The sequence below is a fragment of the Lysinibacillus sp. UBA5990 genome, assembly GCF_002429815.1.
In the GTDB taxonomy this organism is placed as follows: domain Bacteria; phylum Bacillota; class Bacilli; order Bacillales_A; family Planococcaceae; genus Lysinibacillus; species Lysinibacillus fusiformis.
The window spans coordinates 17,049-32,963 of record NZ_DJAY01000016.1 but is presented as its reverse complement, the minus strand read 5'-3'; the positions used below and the strand labels follow the sequence as shown (position 1 = coordinate 32,963).

At 36.8% G+C, this 15,915-nt stretch carries 18 protein-coding genes; all 18 read right to left on the bottom strand.

Features of this window, described 5'->3' with window-relative positions:
- Positions 1-3 precede the first annotated feature (3 nt).
- Positions 4-1,158, bottom strand: a complete 1,155-nt coding sequence (locus tag B3D94_RS21980; protein WP_069480076.1) for a LegC family aminotransferase — start codon at positions 1,156-1,158, stop codon at positions 4-6.
- Positions 1,155-2,156, bottom strand: a complete 1,002-nt coding sequence (locus tag B3D94_RS21975) for an NAD-dependent 4,6-dehydratase LegB (RefSeq protein ID WP_291760848.1) — start codon at positions 2,154-2,156, stop codon at positions 1,155-1,157. The genes B3D94_RS21980 and B3D94_RS21975 overlap by 4 nt, the downstream gene beginning before the upstream one ends.
- Positions 2,157-2,176: 20 nt before the next feature.
- Positions 2,177-3,439, bottom strand: coding sequence for a motility associated factor glycosyltransferase family protein (locus B3D94_RS21970; RefSeq protein WP_069480074.1), 1,263 nt, complete (start codon positions 3,437-3,439; stop codon positions 2,177-2,179).
- Positions 3,439-3,786, bottom strand: coding sequence for a hypothetical protein (locus B3D94_RS21965; RefSeq protein WP_069480073.1), 348 nt, complete (start codon positions 3,784-3,786; stop codon positions 3,439-3,441). The genes B3D94_RS21970 and B3D94_RS21965 overlap by 1 nt, the downstream gene beginning before the upstream one ends.
- Before the next feature lie 16 nt (positions 3,787-3,802).
- Positions 3,803-5,545, bottom strand: a complete 1,743-nt coding sequence (locus tag B3D94_RS21960) for a motility associated factor glycosyltransferase family protein (protein ID WP_069480072.1) — start codon at positions 5,543-5,545, stop codon at positions 3,803-3,805.
- Positions 5,546-5,669: 124 nt separating this feature from the next.
- Complete coding sequence (gene hag, locus B3D94_RS21955) at positions 5,670-6,572, bottom strand: flagellin Hag (protein ID WP_069480071.1); 903 nt, start codon at positions 6,570-6,572, stop codon at positions 5,670-5,672.
- A 263-nt stretch (positions 6,573-6,835) separates the two neighbouring features.
- A complete protein-coding gene (gene csrA, locus B3D94_RS21950; RefSeq protein WP_069480070.1) occupies positions 6,836-7,054 on the bottom strand; it encodes a carbon storage regulator CsrA in 219 nt (72 codons plus the stop codon).
- Positions 7,054-7,497 carry a flagellar assembly protein FliW gene (gene fliW / locus B3D94_RS21945; RefSeq protein WP_069480069.1) on the bottom strand — a complete coding sequence of 148 codons (444 nt, stop codon included), beginning with the start codon at positions 7,495-7,497 and terminating at the stop codon, positions 7,054-7,056. The genes csrA and fliW overlap by 1 nt, the downstream gene beginning before the upstream one ends.
- A gap of 17 nt (positions 7,498-7,514) precedes the next feature.
- The gene (locus B3D94_RS21940) at positions 7,515-8,078 is read right to left on the bottom strand and encodes a DUF6470 family protein (RefSeq protein ID WP_069480068.1); all 564 of its coding nucleotides are present in this window, start codon (positions 8,076-8,078) and stop codon (positions 7,515-7,517) included.
- Between the two features lie 58 nt (positions 8,079-8,136).
- Positions 8,137-9,051, bottom strand: a complete 915-nt coding sequence (gene flgL / locus B3D94_RS21935; protein ID WP_291760839.1) for a flagellar hook-associated protein FlgL — start codon at positions 9,049-9,051, stop codon at positions 8,137-8,139.
- A gap of 60 nt (positions 9,052-9,111) precedes the next feature.
- Positions 9,112-10,704 (bottom strand): flagellar hook-associated protein FlgK, encoded by a 1,593-nt coding sequence (gene flgK / locus B3D94_RS21930; protein WP_069480066.1) that lies wholly within the window; start codon positions 10,702-10,704, stop codon positions 9,112-9,114.
- Between the two features lie 16 nt (positions 10,705-10,720).
- A complete protein-coding gene (locus B3D94_RS21925; protein ID WP_069480065.1) occupies positions 10,721-11,221 on the bottom strand; it encodes a flagellar protein FlgN in 501 nt (166 codons plus the stop codon).
- A 27-nt stretch (positions 11,222-11,248) separates the two neighbouring features.
- Positions 11,249-11,509, bottom strand: coding sequence for a flagellar biosynthesis anti-sigma factor FlgM (gene flgM, locus B3D94_RS21920; RefSeq protein ID WP_291760834.1), 261 nt, complete (start codon positions 11,507-11,509; stop codon positions 11,249-11,251).
- A gap of 120 nt (positions 11,510-11,629) precedes the next feature.
- Positions 11,630-12,043, bottom strand: a complete 414-nt coding sequence (locus tag B3D94_RS21915) for a TIGR03826 family flagellar region protein (RefSeq protein ID WP_012292895.1) — start codon at positions 12,041-12,043, stop codon at positions 11,630-11,632.
- 79 nt (positions 12,044-12,122) lie between these two features.
- Positions 12,123-12,713 carry a ComF family protein gene (locus tag B3D94_RS21910; RefSeq protein WP_291760830.1) on the bottom strand — a complete coding sequence of 197 codons (591 nt, stop codon included), beginning with the start codon at positions 12,711-12,713 and terminating at the stop codon, positions 12,123-12,125.
- The gene (locus B3D94_RS21905) at positions 12,710-14,095 is read right to left on the bottom strand and encodes a DEAD/DEAH box helicase (RefSeq protein ID WP_291760826.1); all 1,386 of its coding nucleotides are present in this window, start codon (positions 14,093-14,095) and stop codon (positions 12,710-12,712) included. Before B3D94_RS21905 ends, B3D94_RS21910 begins: the two co-directional genes overlap by 4 nt.
- Positions 14,096-14,140: 45 nt before the next feature.
- Positions 14,141-14,983, bottom strand: a complete 843-nt coding sequence (locus B3D94_RS21900; protein WP_291760823.1) for a DegV family protein — start codon at positions 14,981-14,983, stop codon at positions 14,141-14,143.
- 246 nt (positions 14,984-15,229) lie between these two features.
- Positions 15,230-15,781: a DUF3225 domain-containing protein gene (locus B3D94_RS21895; protein ID WP_291760820.1), complete on the bottom strand. Its 552-nt coding sequence runs from the start codon at positions 15,779-15,781 to the stop codon at positions 15,230-15,232.
- Positions 15,782-15,915 lie beyond the last annotated feature (134 nt).

The window sequence follows — 15,915 nt, the reverse complement described above, 5'->3', positions numbered from 1 at the left end:
TGGTTATCCCTCTTTTATTGGTGTGCTTGGAATATTAATAATTTTCTTATTTAATCTTTCAATTGTAGATAAATTTGCTCTTGGACATTCTCTAAATGGTTTTAAATCGTGCATGGGCGTCCAAATTGGACGACTCATTACACCGTTATTATTTAAAAATGTCAAAACTTCATCTCGCTCTAATGTATCATCTAAAATTAATGTTTGCAGCCAATAGTTGCTGGATGTATTCGCTGGCTCTTTAAAAAGAGTAACACCTTCTAATGATCCCACTAGTTCTTCATAAAAAGCTGTTAATGCACGTTTTCTTTTTATAAATTCTGGCATCTTTTCTAGTTGAGCACATCCTAATGCTGCGTTTATATTGGGCAAGCGGTAGTTAAATGCAACCTCATCATGTTCATATTCCCAACGATGTGGTATTTTAGCTGTTGTTGTAATATGCTTAGCATAGCTCGCTAACTCTTCGTCATCGGTTAATATGGCACCACCACCACCTGTAGTGATAATCTTATTGCCATTAAAGCTAATCGCACTCACTTTACCAAAGCCACCTGTATGCTTCCCTTTATAGTACGTCCCTAATGATTCTGCAGCATCCTCCACTAATACTAAGTGATACTTTTCGCAAATCAATTGTAATTCTTCTAGTTCAACGGCATGCCCAAAAGTATGCATCGGAACAACTGCACGTATGACGCGGCCTGTCTCTTTATTGATCAGTTGATTATTTTGCACAACGCCAATGTCTATAATATGTGCTTCTAATTTTTCCGGATCAAGACCCAGTGTTTTTTCAGATACATCCACAAAATGGGGAACAGCACCAATATATGAAGCTGCATTGGCCGTGGCAACAAATGTTAAAGCCGGCATAAACACTTCTTCATTTGCTTGTACGCCTGCAACTTTCATCGCGATATGTAATGCGGCAGTCCCATTCATAACGGCAACAGCACGTTTCACCCCTGCAAATTGTGCTAAATCTTCTTCAAAACGGGTAACATAAGCACCTACAGAAGATACCCACCCTGTTTGAATACAATCTGTTACATACTCCAACTCTTTACCAGTAAAAGTTGGTTCGTGCAATGGCACAAAGTCCTTTTGATAGTGTGCTTTAATCTGATCTATAAACTCTATCCATTGTGTATTCATATATTATAAACATCTGCCTTATATTGAGCTAAATTCTTTGAATTAGAGAACCATTCAATTGTTTCTTCTAACCCTCGACGAAAACCATCTTTACCGCCATAATGAGGTTGCCATCCGATCAATTCTTTTGCCTTTTTATTTTCTGCCCATAGACGATTGACTTCACTTTTTTCTGGACGCAAGCGCTGTTCATCGGTTTCAATTGTTAAGTTCACTCCCATAATCTCTGCAATCATTTCAGCAGTTTCACCAATTGACACTTCATAATTAGAACCAATATTAATGACTTCACCTAATGATTTTTCTGAGTTCATGACAGAAACAAAACCTCCAACTGTGTCTTGTACATAATTGAAATCACGTGTTGGACTAATAGCACCTAGTTTAATTGTTGTTTGGCCACTTGCTAATTGGCTAATAATTGTCGGAATAACCGCACGCGCTGATTGACGTGGACCATATGTATTAAACGGACGAATAACCGCAACCGGTGTCTCGAATGAACGATAAAATGATAACGCCATTTGGTCAGCGCCAATTTTAGAGGCCGAATAAGGGGACTGCCCTTGCAACGGGTGATTCTCATCGATTGGCACATATTGAGCTGTACCATATACCTCACTTGTCGACGTATGCACAACTTTTTCCACGCCTAATTCATGTGCAGCTTGTACAATATTAAGAGTACCATTTACATTCGTATCAATATAAGTAGCTGGAGAATGGTATGAGTAAGGTATTGCAATAAGTGATGCTAAGTGCAATACATGTGTACAACCCTTCATCGCTTCCTTCACACCAAATGGGTCACGAATATCTCCAGAGAAAATATCCAAAGAATCTTTAATCTCTTTTGTAGATTGGTCTAACCATCCCCATGAGTTGAATGAGTTATAGTAGACAAATGCACGCACATCGTGGCCTTGTCTTACAAGTTCTTCTGTTAGGTGGGAGCCAATAAATCCGTCAGCGCCCGTTACTAATATTTTTTTAGTCATTTCTGTAACACCTTTTCAAATTATTTACTTGATGCGATTTCTGCTAAAATCTCCTTGTAATTAATACTTGGAGTATTTCTTAATTGCCTTTCCAGCTCATCAACACATAGATAAGGTATACCCTCTATTTTAGCACCGTCCCATGCTGTATTGAATATTTGCATTGAAGAATTTTCAGCTTTTTGCTCAAACCAACGGCGAAAAATATTAAAACTACTGTATGTATTTATATAGTTCCCACTATTAGAAAGGACTTTTTGAAACTTTATGTTTGATTCAAATGTATTGGAAGATGTTGATAAATTCGCATGAGTTTGATTATTTTTAAAGCCCAGATCTTGACCAAATAGATAAATTATCTTAAAACCCATGAACTCTAAAAGAGATATGCCTGTAGTTGCAACTGATCCTCCTGTTTCTATTAAAGGTACAGCATTGGACGCTGAAAACTCCTCAGATAAAAAATACCCCTCTTGAAATAAGATTGTTTTTTTACCTTTGTGAATTTTCGTCATCCCATGATTAGCTGTAGCCATATAAAATAGTAAACCATTATATTCAGTGTGCTCTATTTGTTCCTGTACTAAGTGCGTGGGGTCAGTAATAATGATTGCATCTGGCGTAATACCTTCTTTTAACAATGTCTTTAAGACTGAACCAACCGCTAAAATAAAGCAGGACTCGCTAACTTCTTTTAAAGATTTGATTGTTTGATTAAGTGATGGCCCAGCTGATACTAATACCGCTTCTTCACTTTTCGCTATTCCTTCAAATTTCCTCATAAAAAAATGTGAATTCGTTAGATTGGCTAAGAAATTTTTTTGCATAATTTCACTATCACTTTGAAAGGACATTTGTCTTAATTTAATATCTTCCAAAAACGTAAACAATGGATGGGCTGTGCCTATTGCCTTTAGCCATTGCAACGGAATAATAAACTGTGTTTCATTCAATATAATATTTTTTAGATAGTCTTTGTCAGTAATAATATTTATACGTTTATCATCTAAAATATTTGTAGCACCAAACTCTCTACATAATTTTAGTTCTTCCTTATCCGCAAGAACAACATAAATAGTAGAAGTCGGATTACTAATTAGAAGTGCCTCTACATGATAACCAAGGCCAAGACCGAATAAAATAAATTGTTTAGACTGTATTTCAAGTTCTTTTTCAATAAATTTCTCTACATCTTGTTTTGGGCGATATTTACTATAAAGGTAAATCCCATTAAGTTGAAGAGTATATGACCCATCTTTTGCATATTCTACTATCCAATCCATTAATTTGGTTGTACCTCAATTACTATTGCTTCTTCAAAGAAAGGGGTAATCTCATATTCAAAAATATCTGCTACTAATACATAATCCTGCATTTCAAGGCCTGAATTAATTTCTTCTAAAAACTCTCGAATCTTTTCAATTTGTATATCAACTTTTATATCATTTAATTTTAATAGTTCACTAGCCTCTAATAGCCATGACATGCCTTCAGAAAATTCCAAGACCATTTTCAATGCGCTAGCTATTTGATCCGTTCTTAAATATCCAGCTATTTCTTGGCTTCCAATAGCTACTCTTGGTAAATATTCATTAAAACTTTGAATCGTATCCATTAAGATTTCTGTCATTATTAATCCTCACTCTTCATTTTATTAATTTTTCATTACCTATTCGTTTAACTACATTTTCAGTATAGATTTTTGATTTTTTTGTTGCCTCTAACAATTTACTATAGAGTGTCTTCGTTTGATTAAATACTCTAGTATATTTTTCAGTAGCTGTTTCATTCTCTTTTTCTAAAAAACCTTTTAACACCTCTAAGGTAATTGGGGTTACAATAAAATCCATCTGCACTTTTGAAAAAAGATTAGCAATTTCTTTATCCACTTTATTCAGCTTTTTTAGCGTTTTATTATTAAAAACCGTATTGGATCCATTGTTTTCCAACGCTGTTAATCCCTTTGATAAATATTTTATTATTTGAACATAATCTTCTAGCTCAGCTTCTAACAATTCCTTCAATTTTTCCCATTCATCTGGAGAAACTTTATAGGCATGATCTTCAATTCTTTTCACTTTTTTCGGAAGTTCTTCTTGAACATATTCTTCACAAAAATCCTTAAATGATTTTTGTTCAAAGCCTTTCAATCGAACTCCCCCCTCTGTACAATTAAAGACAATATTTTTAGGAGGATAATTCTCAATCATTTGCTCGAACGTTATCCTCATAGAATTAAACACTGAGCTTGTCCAAACTGCCTCACCATCAAAGCCATCTACTGTAAACATGTTGTCACTTTTCTTCCAACTCTCTTCAATACGTTCAGCTTGTTTGTTATTCGCAGCATGTGTTTGATTATTCGTATAAGCTAAATCTTGACCAATTAAAGCAATCGGACCACTAGATATATATTGTGCGAGACTATAAGCATACTGTGCAATACTACCTCCACCAACTATGGTAGGTAAATTCAGACCTATCTTTTCAGTTAAATAACGATGAATAGCTTTATCGGAGTTAGCCGTAAAGGCATAACCTCTGTTCCCAAACTTCTTTCTAATTCCCGGATGATTAAAAACTGAATAGAATAACTTAGATCCATTTAATTCCAATTCCCTGAATTGATCATAACTTACTTCAGCTCCGTCAATTGAAGCTACATAGTCAGGTTCAATTCCATAATGAAGGACAGAGTTAATTGTTGATCCGGCTACAATAATTATGACATTATCTTGAATTTTTTTTAATAACGGCAATTGCTTTGTAAGAGACGGACCGCCCGAGGCAATAATAACCGGACATGAATACGCTTGCTCTAATTTTACTAGGTTCCGATCTTCAAACAAAGAAATCAGATTTTCACTGAAGTTTTTCTGCCATATTTCGGAATAACTAAAAATTGTAACTTCATTGACCATGTTTGATTTTTGTATATCTTTCACCTTTTTTAAAATCTGTAAATAAAACTCTGGAAATAATTTTTCATAGTTTGGTGAACAGATAATTTTAAAGGTATTTTGAAAATCTACTGATTTAATATTATCTATTATATTGTCTAACTTATTAATATACTTACTATTATACAAAAATTTATCTAGCCCTTTTTCACTATGTTCAGCTTGCACCTCTAATAGAGAATCATCAAATAAAGGATCAATGACGATTAACGGCTCATTATATTTAAATTTCTCTTTTAAACTATCTACAATATAGCCTAATCCATACCCAAATAAGATATGTATATGATGTGGTTCATAGTGGTTTTCTGCGAATCTATCTGCCTCTAATATAGGATTGTATTTACTATGTAAAAAATAATCATTGACTTTTAACGTCATATTCCCTAATTTTGTTTCAAATGTTTCAATAATAAATTGATTCTGCATAAGTACACCTCTATATATATATCGACTAGTATTATAAATAATCAATAACCTTTATTTCAGTTTGTAGATTTTTTTATTAAAAAAACCCTGTTTCTTTTTTAAGAAACAGGGTTAAAGTTATCAATTATTGTAATAATTGAAGAACGCCTTGTGGTTGTTGGTTTGCTTGCGCAAGCATAGATTGTGCAGCTTGTGTTAAGATATTGTTCTTCGTGAAGTTCATCATCTCTTTAGCCATATCAGTGTCACGGATACGTGATTCTGCAGCTGTTAAGTTTTCAGAAGTTGTACCTAAATTGTTAATAGTGTGCTCTAGACGGTTTTGTACAGCACCTAGAGATGCACGTGTTTCAGATACTTTTGTTAATGCTTTGTCAATAATTGAAATTGAGTTATCAGCACTTTCTTGAGTTGTGATGTTGATACCAGCACCTTTACTAGCATTTGCTGCCAATTCAGCCGCACTACCTGCAATTGCATCGACTCCTAGAGCTGTAGCACCCATATCACCGATACTTAAGTTAATATTTTGACCAGAGTTTGCTCCAATGTGGAATACTTTACCACCAGCATCTGTAGCTGATCCCGCATTCTCAATAGTAGCACCAAAATCACCATTTAATAATTTTTGAGTATTGAACTCAGTATCAGTAGAAATACGAGTGATTTCTTTTGATAAAGATTCAATTTCTAATTGAAGTGCTTTACGGTCACCAGTTACGTTTGTATCGTTTGAAGATTGTACTGCTAATTCACGCATACGTTGTAGGATTGCGTGTGTTTCGTTAAGTGCACCCTCAGCTGTTTGGATTAAAGATACTGAATCTTGAGCATTTTTAGTTGCCATGTCAAGACCGCGGATTTGTCCACGCATTTTTTCTGAGATTGCTAAACCAGCAGCGTCATCGCCAGCACGGTTGATTTTGTAACCAGAAGATAATTTCTCAAGGTTTTTTGCAGATTGTGCGTTGTTGAAGCCTAAGTTACGGTGTGTGTTTAAAGCTGAAATGTTATGTTGAATTCTCATTTGGAATTCCTCCCTGAATGTTTTTTTGTCATTCCACATCCTTGTGGAATGCTGTTGGCTTTGGACGTATTATGTACTTCCACTGCCTTACACTATCTATATCGTACCTATATAGAAATGTTTAATAGTTTTTAGCGAAATTTTATTTATTTTCAAGAAAAAATAAAAACTTACTTTTCAATTTTTATAAGAGCTCTTGAAAAGCAAGTCTTAAAAGAAAAACAAAAACGCCTATTACTCAAAAGAGATTATAGGCTCAGATTTTATTTTCTCTTTAATTGTTCTAATAAGTTTGAAGCTACGTTTAACGCTTCCTTGTTTTGTTGTTGAATTGCTTCGAATACTTCTGCACGATGAACCTTTACTGTTTTTGGGGCCACAATGCCGAGCTTCACTTGGTCGCCTTCAACCGATAGAATTTTCACCTCTACATGGTCACCTATCATTATTGATTCGTTCTTTTTCCTTGAAAGTACAAGCATTATTTAACACTTCCTTCAAGAGCACTTAGCGAAAAGCGTAACGGATAAGCCTTACTGTCACTTAATATAATCTGCTTGCCCACTTTCTTCTTCATATTAATGACAACTGGTGCAAGTAGATTCATTGTAGAGTCACTTAATTTTTCTTTTAATGTCACGATTGCATATGTAACAATATCCTCTTCCTGATCAGCAGCGAGTACATTACTATCTTCCATTGAAAGGTCAAATGCATAATTAGGTTTGAATACAAATGGATAAGCAACAATAAAACTAAGTTCAGCAGTTTCAATCGCTTGTAATAGCGCCAGTGGTAAGTCTTGATCAAGAGGGAGTAACACAAACTTCGTAACATCTTGAAACCCTGGAATACCTTCTGGGAATGTTATAATATCCTTATTCGTTATTTCTACTTCTCCTAAAAATTTCGTTGCGATTTTCATATAGTTAATGTTCTCCTTTATACAATCACGTCAGTTTGAACAGATGGTCTTTGCACCATTGTACCAGTTACTTTTCCAGGTGTGTATTCATGAATTGGTTTGTTCACTTTTACGTCAATTTTTGGTTCTCTTCTTTGAATATTAATATCAGTTGTACCTGGTGTATAATCAATTTTTACTGACCCTATTGATGGCACAAAATTAATGTTAAATTGTACGCGATGGGGGCCGTGATTTTGTTTCGCGATATTTTGGATAGTTGCGCGCCCTTGGTCTTTACCAGCACTTTCCATCATTTGTCGCCCTTCTCTTGCTCTTCGTGCCATCCCTTGCAGAGCCTCCTGTTTCCCTTTTTGTGCATAATTAGCACTTGATTCAAGTGGACCTATTAAACCTAAGTCCCGTCTCGCCTGTGAAGAATCAATACGGAGTGCACCACGCGTCGTATGTATTTCAAGAATGGCTGCTGGCTGTTCAATATGTTGCGTTGCTCTCGGTTGTTTAATGTACTGCTTCGGTTTGGAAATATCAAGATCCATTTGAGCATCGGTTGTACGAATTTGAATTTGCGGGAGTCTCATTTACTCCTCTCCTTTCAAGAAAAGCGTCTGAACATAATAATGTCCAAACGCTTAAAAATCATCTGATAAAGTCAACTAATGTTTGTTGAATAATTTTAGCGCCCACCGATAATGCAGCCTGATGAATTGATTCATGTGTAACCATTTCAGTAATAGCTTTTGAATAATCAACAGACTCGTTATCCCTCAACTGCTTCGTTACATTGACCTCACGTATACCAAGGCGATTTTCCATCATCTCTAAGCGATTTTGACGGGCACCGATATCGGCTTGTGCATCTAGGACTTTATTATGCATTGTTGTAATATCATCGTTGGTACTGGAAGACGAAACACCACCAAGCATATTACCAATTTCTTCACCTGTTTTTGTTGAATCACCTAGTAAGTCTGAAATTTTCCCCATCATATCATCAATATTTTTAAATAAATCCTTACCTGGTGTATTTACTGGGATTTGAATACCATCATATATTTCAATATTCACTGCATTTCCGTTAATAGCAGGATCGACTACTTTACCACTTCCGCCTGGTATAAAAAGTGGCTGATTTGTGTTTGTTCCACTAAATATGTAACTGCCACCAATATTCGTATTACCCACATCCTGTATCTGTTGGCGAATTTGATCAATTTCCATTTTTACTTTTTCACGTTCTTCAGGGGTATTTGTATCGTTTGCTGCTTGAATAACTAGTTCGCGAACTCGCTTCATTTGTTCGCCAACCTGATTAAGAGATTCATCTGTCGAATCTAACCAGCTTCCTGCCGTAATCATATTCCGAGTATATTGTTCTACTTTAGCTAAATCTCGACGATAGCCCATACCCTTTACTGCAACTACTGGGTCATCGGATGGACGAGTGATCTTTGAACCAGAATTGATTTGATCTTGGAGCTTAGACATTTTACCATAACTGTTATTTAAATTTCGTAGCATGTTACTTGATAACATTGATTGTGTTACACGCATGTTGAAAAAACTCCCTTCTTTTAAGTTAATACATCGGTCCTTGATTACTTGATTTTAATGTTATAAACCAACTCGGCCCATACCGTTAATAATTTTATCCAATGTTTCATCGACAACCGTAATCATACGTGCATTTGCATTATATGCTTGTTGGAAAGTAATCATATTTGTCATTTCTTCATCTAAAGAAACAGCACTTACAGAATCACGGCTTTTGAACACCATTTCAAGTTGGGATTCTGACGAGGCTGCTAAACGCAATGCTTCTTCACCATCTACACCAACTTTTCCGATAATCGCTTGATAGAATGATTGTAAGCTTGCATTATCTATATCTGCATATAATTTATGTTGCATATTGGCAAGCTCGTAAGCATTTTTACCATTTCCTTCTTCTGTTGGGTTAGATGAAGCAGCTAATAGGTTAGGATTTTTAGAGATATCTTCATTAACCTTAATTCCACCAGCACCAGTTCCTTCAAAGAAAACGCCGCCCGGTTTCGAAGCATTGGTGATGTTTCCATTCGCATCTTTTTCTTCAAGGGTATAACCTTTTGCATGCTGCGCATTGAATTCTTTAATAAATGCATTGGCTAATTGATCTAATTTTTGTAAAGTTTCTGGGTAGTATCCTTTAATATCACCACCCGTACTTTGATAACCAAACGAATTAATAAGTGAAAGTAATTTCCCTTTTGATGCTTCAAAGTCTTGCTGTTTAATGGCTGTTTGTGTACTAGTGACAGCACCTGCTTCGTGCGCATCTAAAGATTCCAATCCTGTTAATTGTAATTCAGAGAAAGAATTTGTAATATCGTCGCCTGTCACCTTTGTACCATTTGTACCCATTGCTGTAAATTGAGCGAAATCTTTACCGTTTACTAGATCTCTGACAACACCATCTGCGCCTTTAAATGTAATTTTTAAACTACCCTCTGCAACCTCTGATGCTAAACCACCAGAAGGGATACGTTCAATTGATACTGGTATATATTCATTTAATTTATCAACTAGAGTATCACGAACATCATATAAATCATTTGGTACATGTCCACTAGGTTCAACCTCTTGAATCTGCTTATTTACAGCAGCAATCTGTTTTAGGATGGTATTAATTTGGGTTGTTGAAACATTAAGTTCATTCCCAAGATTGCCTTGAATCATTTTTAATTGTTTATCAAGGTAATTAAAAGATTCAGCTAAGTGCTCCGCACGACTAATGGCTACTCGACGTGAAGCACCATCTGCAGGCTTTGTCGCAACATCTTGAAGTCCCTTCCAAAACTGTTCGAAAGCTTTATCTAAACCAAATTCCGAAGGTTCATTCATAACATCTTCCATTTGGGCAATAGCATTTGTTCTAGATTCCCAGTAACCTAACTTATTTGTCTCTTGACGATATTGGCGATCAATAAATTCACTGCGAATACGTTGAATTGAACTCGCTTCCACCCCAGTACCGAGATGTCCTGGATAAGTTGGTTGGTTTAATCCAGCAGTTGGAAAACCAGGTGTTGCCTGCATGTTTACTCGTTGGCGTGAGTAACCTAATGTGTTGGCATTGGAAATATTATGTCCTGTTGTGTATAAAGCTGTCTGTTGTACGAAGAGGCCACGTTTACTTGCTTCTAGACCCATAAATGTTGAGCGCATGTTTCTTCCTCCTTTGTTAGGCTTGTGAATCGAAATATGATTTTTTTGCTATGTTATTTGTGCCGAGAACCTCGTTGCTAGAGTAGTTCATTTGCTCTGTACGAGGTCTGACAGCATCTAATGTTAGGTTGACAATTTGTAGTGACTGGAACACGAGCTTTTGATTTAAATCATTTTGTTTGCGTAGGTCATTGATAATTTGCAATAAGCGTTCGCGAACTACTGATAATGTTGATTTGTCCGTTTGTTGTTCAGCAGCCTCGATGACGTCCGCCACAGTTGTTTTGTCAGTAGAAGCAAGTCCCTTTGCTTCAAGGTAGTCCGTTACCTGTTTCTGACGCTGTTGTTCGAGTTTCTCGATGGCCGCTACGTGTGCCTGCTCATCCTTGAGCAATTGGTCTAGTGCTTCAATATCGCCAGCTTTAATGATTTCTGTTTTTTTTAAGGCTAGTTCAAGTAAGCTTTTATGCATTCTCTCTAGCATCGTTAATGTAGAATTAATCGCTTCTACAGACATTTCGCTATACACCCTTTCTGCTATACCTTAGAAACGATAATATTTCAGCATATCCTCAGCTACTTTACGAGCATCTACTTTGTATTCTCCAGAATCAATGTCTTTTTTCAGCTGTTGAACACGGTCAGCTCGCTCCGTATTGTAGGTTGAAACACTTTTCATGTCTTGAGCAGCTTTTGAAATCTCGATTTGATCTGCAAAAGATGTTTTGTTTGTATCGGATTTAACATTGCGAACTTGGTTTTTATAGGCGTTCACCGCATTAATTCCATATGTTGTAATTTTCATCTTAAAACCCCCCGTCTAAAATCTTATCTTACTATTATTTCGGATTGTCTCACATAATGTTAAGTTTTCACATATAAAAAAGTGTGCTAATTTTGTTTAAAATTAACACACCTTCTATTATTAACGTTTTCGGTCTGCATGATATGTGACACGATCGCGTTGCTCTACACTATCACGGAATTCCTTAGCCGCTTCAAAAGTACGTAAATCTGCTTTTAATTCATCCTGACATTTAGTACAAAGCTTACCTGTTGTCGTCAAATGACCACAGTTATCACATGGATAGCCTAAGTTAGGAAACATCGCTGGCTGCAAGCGGCCTTTACGAACCCATCTATATAGTAGCTCTTCCTCAGCACCCGTTGCTTCTACAATACGTTCCACTGTTGCAGCACGGTTCTCACGTTTACGAAGAAAGCGATATACGATCTGATACAGTTCTTCTTCTGATTGTGCACATTTATGACAAACTTCTCGTACCCCTGTATAATTAAAAAACTCATTACATTTTGGACAATTTCGAACTTCTGCCATCTGCTTTTCCTCCTCTAACAAGATATCTTATCTACGAATGCTATACCCATCATCTATTATACATAATACATTGGAAAATTCATCCTTCAATTAATGTGAAGTATCGGACATTTTTTGCACCTGCTTGCATTAAAACATCTGCAGCATGCTGTAATGTGGTTCCTGTAGTTTTTATATCGTCAAATAGAAGGTAATCTTTATGTTCTACATTTGCGCCCGCTTTTAAGCGAAATAGAGGAGCTGCACATAAGCGCTGTTCTCTATTTTTGGAGCCTTGTGTTTCCGTTGTTGTCTTTTCGAGCAGCTGTATATATGGTATATCAGCTGCCTTTAATAATTCATTAGTATGCGAGAAGGTGCGCTCTTGTTGTTTGATGGGATGCATGGGGATTGGTAAAATGATCGCCTTTTCTTTATTAAAACGAGCATACAGCTCCTGCCGAAATACTTTGGCCAGAGCTACATCTTGTAGGAATTTGAACTGGTGTAAATAGTCTTTCATGGCCACATTATATTGATAGAGTGCAGTAGCTGACTGTGAATGTTCAAAGCGAGCAGTGCATCTTGTACATATAGTTGGAGTAAATTGCTTTATTAATAGCGTTTTCCAAGTAACTGAAGTTTTCAATAGCTGTGAGCACAATAAGCAATGCGATTCCGTTTTTTTCATTCAGAAAATCCTTCCTTATTATAAAAGAAGATTTTTGCACATGCCTCGTCCATCTCTGTCGTGATACCATGGTGAAAGAATACGACGTCCCCGTTTGGATATTGACTATTTCGTCCAACTCGTCCAGCGATTTGAATTAGTGCATTTGCGGTAAATATAGAGGATTCTGCACCAATAACTGCCACCTGCACATTACTAATGGTAATACCTCTCTCTAATATGGTGGTCGTTAAAAGTCCGGGTACTTGATTATTTCGGAGCATCCCTACTTTCTCTTTCCGATCCGGATCTTCTGCATGCACAGCTAGTATGTTTTCATTTACTAGCTGAAATAGAGGTGCTGCTTTATGCATGAGGGCGATTGTAGGGAAAAATAGTAAGAATGGTTCCTTTCGTTCAAGGCGTTCTTCTGTCCATTTTATTAACTTCTTAGGAATTTTTCCTTGTTTGAAGCTTTTATTGTAGCCCCATAAAGCACGAAACTGAGGGACTGGTAATGGATGATTGTGAAAGCGTTTGGGGATGAAGGAATAGCTTTCTTGTTGGAAAGCATTGCGTAATTTGTGTGATGGCGTTGCGGTAACAAATACGATAGGTGCCTCTTCCTTTTTGGCCTTTTCCACTGCTCTTTGTAGAGTTTCATCAATAGTATACGGAAAAGCATCAGCCTCATCTACGATCATAACATCAAAGGCGCTCTCAAATCGGTAGAGCTGATGAGTTGTGGCAATAATAAGCTGGGCATAAGCATTCTGCTTCGTTACACCACCATATAATGCATGAATAACTGTCTTAGGGAATACTTGTTGAAAGCGTGGATATAGCTCTAATACTACATCAGTGCGTGGTGTAGCAATACAAACACGTAAACCCCGCTTTAATGCACCATGAACAGTTGGAAAAAGCAACTCAGTTTTTCCTGCCCCACATACAGCATGAATAAGATGGGAGCGTTTCGCTTGTACACTTGCTAGCATCTCACTTGCAGCCTGCTGCTGGAGTTTAGTCAACTGCCCTCCCCACTTTAATGTATGCTTTCTCATTTTGATTACTTGAGGGCCTGTCCAAATCATCAACTGCGCACAGCTACTAACCCTACCCATTCGAATACAATGTCGACAATATAAACATTGCTGCTGACATTTTGAACATTCGAATATCGTGAATAAATGTGGGTCTATATTGTGGCAACGATTGCATTTTATGATTGGCTTCATTTGAATTCCCTCTATTATATGGAGGTAATTTCGCTTCATTGCTTCTTCGATATCTGCAGTTAAAAATGGAGAATGGTTTTTTAACCAAATTCGCCCCTCATGAAAATCACGTAAAGCTGGTGGCAACAGCCAACCTTTGTATCTCAAGATGAACTCTCCCTTCATGGAAAAAAGCCTCTACTGTTGAGTAGAGACTTTCATCGGTTACGTTTATTTTTTTGTCCAACCTAAGCCCATTGATCCTTCCCCTAAATGAGTACCAATAACTGGACCAAAATAACTTAATTTAAAGTTGACGTTCGGGTAGGTTGCGGCTAATTGTTCTAGCCATTCTTGCGCTTCTGCTGGGCAATTGCCGTGAATGACCACAGCATCCATAGCATTATACTTTTTAGCATCCTCAGCTAACAGTTCCTCCGCACGCTTTAAAGCTTTTTTACGTGTTCGGATTTTTTCAAAAGGTACTATTACCTTGTCCACAAAATGAAGGACAGGTTTCACTTGTAAAAGTCCGCCGATTAAGGCTGCCGCAGAAGATAAACGCCCACCACGTTGTAAATGTGCTAAGTCGTCTACAATGAAGTAAGCACGAATATACTGCTGCATGTCCGCTAATGCTGCAAGTATTTCTTTGGCTGAATAGCCCTCTTTCGCCATTTCAGCTGCTCTTAAAACGTAAAAGCCTTGAACAGCACAGGATATTTCACTGTCAAAGGCATACACATCAATACCTTCCACCATCTCGCCCGCCTGCACTGCGCCTTGATATGTTCCACTAATTCCACTCGATAAATGGATGGAAATAACCTCATCATAATCCTTTGCTAGCTCATCGAAAAGAGCGACAAATTCTCCAATTGGAGGCTGTGTTGTTTTAGGGAATTCTTTGGCACCACGCACCTTATCATAAAATTCCGATGCTGTGATATCTACTTCTTCTGCAAATAATTGGCCTGAGATATTAACGCTTAAAGGTATCATATGAATGTTAAAGCGTGCACGTTCCTCAGCCGTAATATATGCAGTACTATCTGTTACAATTGCCGTCCTCATCTATGTCCACTCTCCTATGATTCATAGTTTACAATCTATTTCATCTTGGTGCAATTGTTGTTGGGTTTCTCACATATTTAGAATAAAAACAAAAAAGAAATGAATGTGATGAAGGACGAACGTATATTTTACGTTTTGGTCATTCGACAATGAGCTAGTAGCAAACTAGCCTCCATTTCACATTCATTTCCTATGTATAGGAGGCGTATCTTCATTCAATTCTATATTGAATGAAAATCGCTCCTCTTAATTGCCTGTACTTGACTGTGAGTCATCACCAATATAAAAGACGCTTGTTACTTTCCAATCATCATCTTCTTTGACAAAGACCGTTACCTGTCGTCCTGCGCTTTCATGCTCGACATTTGTTTCGAGTTGAAGAGAATGCATTTTCATGTTGGCAAATACTTGAGCTTCTTCTGACTCATATTTGGCAATCGTTACATTTTCGACATCACGCTTTATATCAAATTGATCGAACACTTCCGTTGCATATGCTTTTTCTTCATCATATTTAAAACCCTTTGGATTTTTCGAAATCGTTTTCATATATCGGTCGATTTCTTCCGCATTTAGGGCTGCAATATACTCTTCGAAAGAAGCTAAAATAGCTTTTTCATCTGCTGCTGGTACGTTTTCTGCTTTTTCTACATTACCGCCCATCATCTCAAAGCCAACGGTACCATCCTCTATTACCTTTTCTCGATCGTCATCACTAATCTTTTCTTCTTTATTACTACATGCAGTTAAAGTGAATACAAATAAAATTAAAACTGCTAGAAAACTTTTCTTTAACATCACAAAACCTCCCGCGCATATTGTAGCATATAAATGCTGTCGTAGGAATTTTGTTGTGCTTTTTCAACATTTAAGTGCTACATCTTCCTTATGACGAATTCGGTAGTAAAATGTTGCATGATCTGACATTTTCC

Excerpts from the sequence above, each read along its gene's own strand:
- B3D94_RS21980 (WP_069480076.1), bottom strand. The coding sequence starts at position 1,158 with ATGAATACACAATGGATAGAGTTTATAGATCAGATTAAAGCACACTAT.
- B3D94_RS21975 (WP_291760848.1), bottom strand. The coding sequence starts at position 2,156 with ATGACTAAAAAAATATTAGTAACGGGCGCTGACGGATTTATTGGCTCC.
- B3D94_RS21970 (WP_069480074.1), bottom strand. The coding sequence starts at position 3,439 with ATGGATTGGATAGTAGAATATGCAAAAGATGGGTCATATACTCTTCAA.
- B3D94_RS21965 (WP_069480073.1), bottom strand. The coding sequence starts at position 3,786 with ATGACAGAAATCTTAATGGATACGATTCAAAGTTTTAATGAATATTTA.
- B3D94_RS21960 (WP_069480072.1), bottom strand. The coding sequence starts at position 5,545 with ATGCAGAATCAATTTATTATTGAAACATTTGAAACAAAATTAGGGAAT.
- hag (WP_069480071.1), bottom strand. The coding sequence starts at position 6,572 with ATGAGAATTCAACATAACATTTCAGCTTTAAACACACACCGTAACTTA.
- csrA (WP_069480070.1), bottom strand. The coding sequence starts at position 7,054 with ATGCTTGTACTTTCAAGGAAAAAGAACGAATCAATAATGATAGGTGAC.
- fliW (WP_069480069.1), bottom strand. The coding sequence starts at position 7,497 with ATGAAAATCGCAACGAAATTTTTAGGAGAAGTAGAAATAACGAATAAG.
- B3D94_RS21940 (WP_069480068.1), bottom strand. The coding sequence starts at position 8,078 with ATGAGACTCCCGCAAATTCAAATTCGTACAACCGATGCTCAAATGGAT.
- flgL (WP_291760839.1), bottom strand. The coding sequence starts at position 9,051 with ATGCGTGTAACACAATCAATGTTATCAAGTAACATGCTACGAAATTTA.
- flgK (WP_069480066.1), bottom strand. The coding sequence starts at position 10,704 with ATGCGCTCAACATTTATGGGTCTAGAAGCAAGTAAACGTGGCCTCTTC.
- B3D94_RS21925 (WP_069480065.1), bottom strand. The coding sequence starts at position 11,221 with ATGTCTGTAGAAGCGATTAATTCTACATTAACGATGCTAGAGAGAATG.
- flgM (WP_291760834.1), bottom strand. The coding sequence starts at position 11,509 with ATGAAAATTACAACATATGGAATTAATGCGGTGAACGCCTATAAAAAC.
- B3D94_RS21915 (WP_012292895.1), bottom strand. The coding sequence starts at position 12,043 with ATGGCAGAAGTTCGAAATTGTCCAAAATGTAATGAGTTTTTTAATTAT.
- B3D94_RS21910 (WP_291760830.1), bottom strand. The coding sequence starts at position 12,713 with ATGAAAAAAACGGAATCGCATTGCTTATTGTGCTCACAGCTATTGAAA.
- B3D94_RS21905 (WP_291760826.1), bottom strand. The coding sequence starts at position 14,095 with ATGAAGGGAGAGTTCATCTTGAGATACAAAGGTTGGCTGTTGCCACCA.
- B3D94_RS21900 (WP_291760823.1), bottom strand. The coding sequence starts at position 14,983 with ATGAGGACGGCAATTGTAACAGATAGTACTGCATATATTACGGCTGAG.
- B3D94_RS21895 (WP_291760820.1), bottom strand. The coding sequence starts at position 15,781 with ATGTTAAAGAAAAGTTTTCTAGCAGTTTTAATTTTATTTGTATTCACT.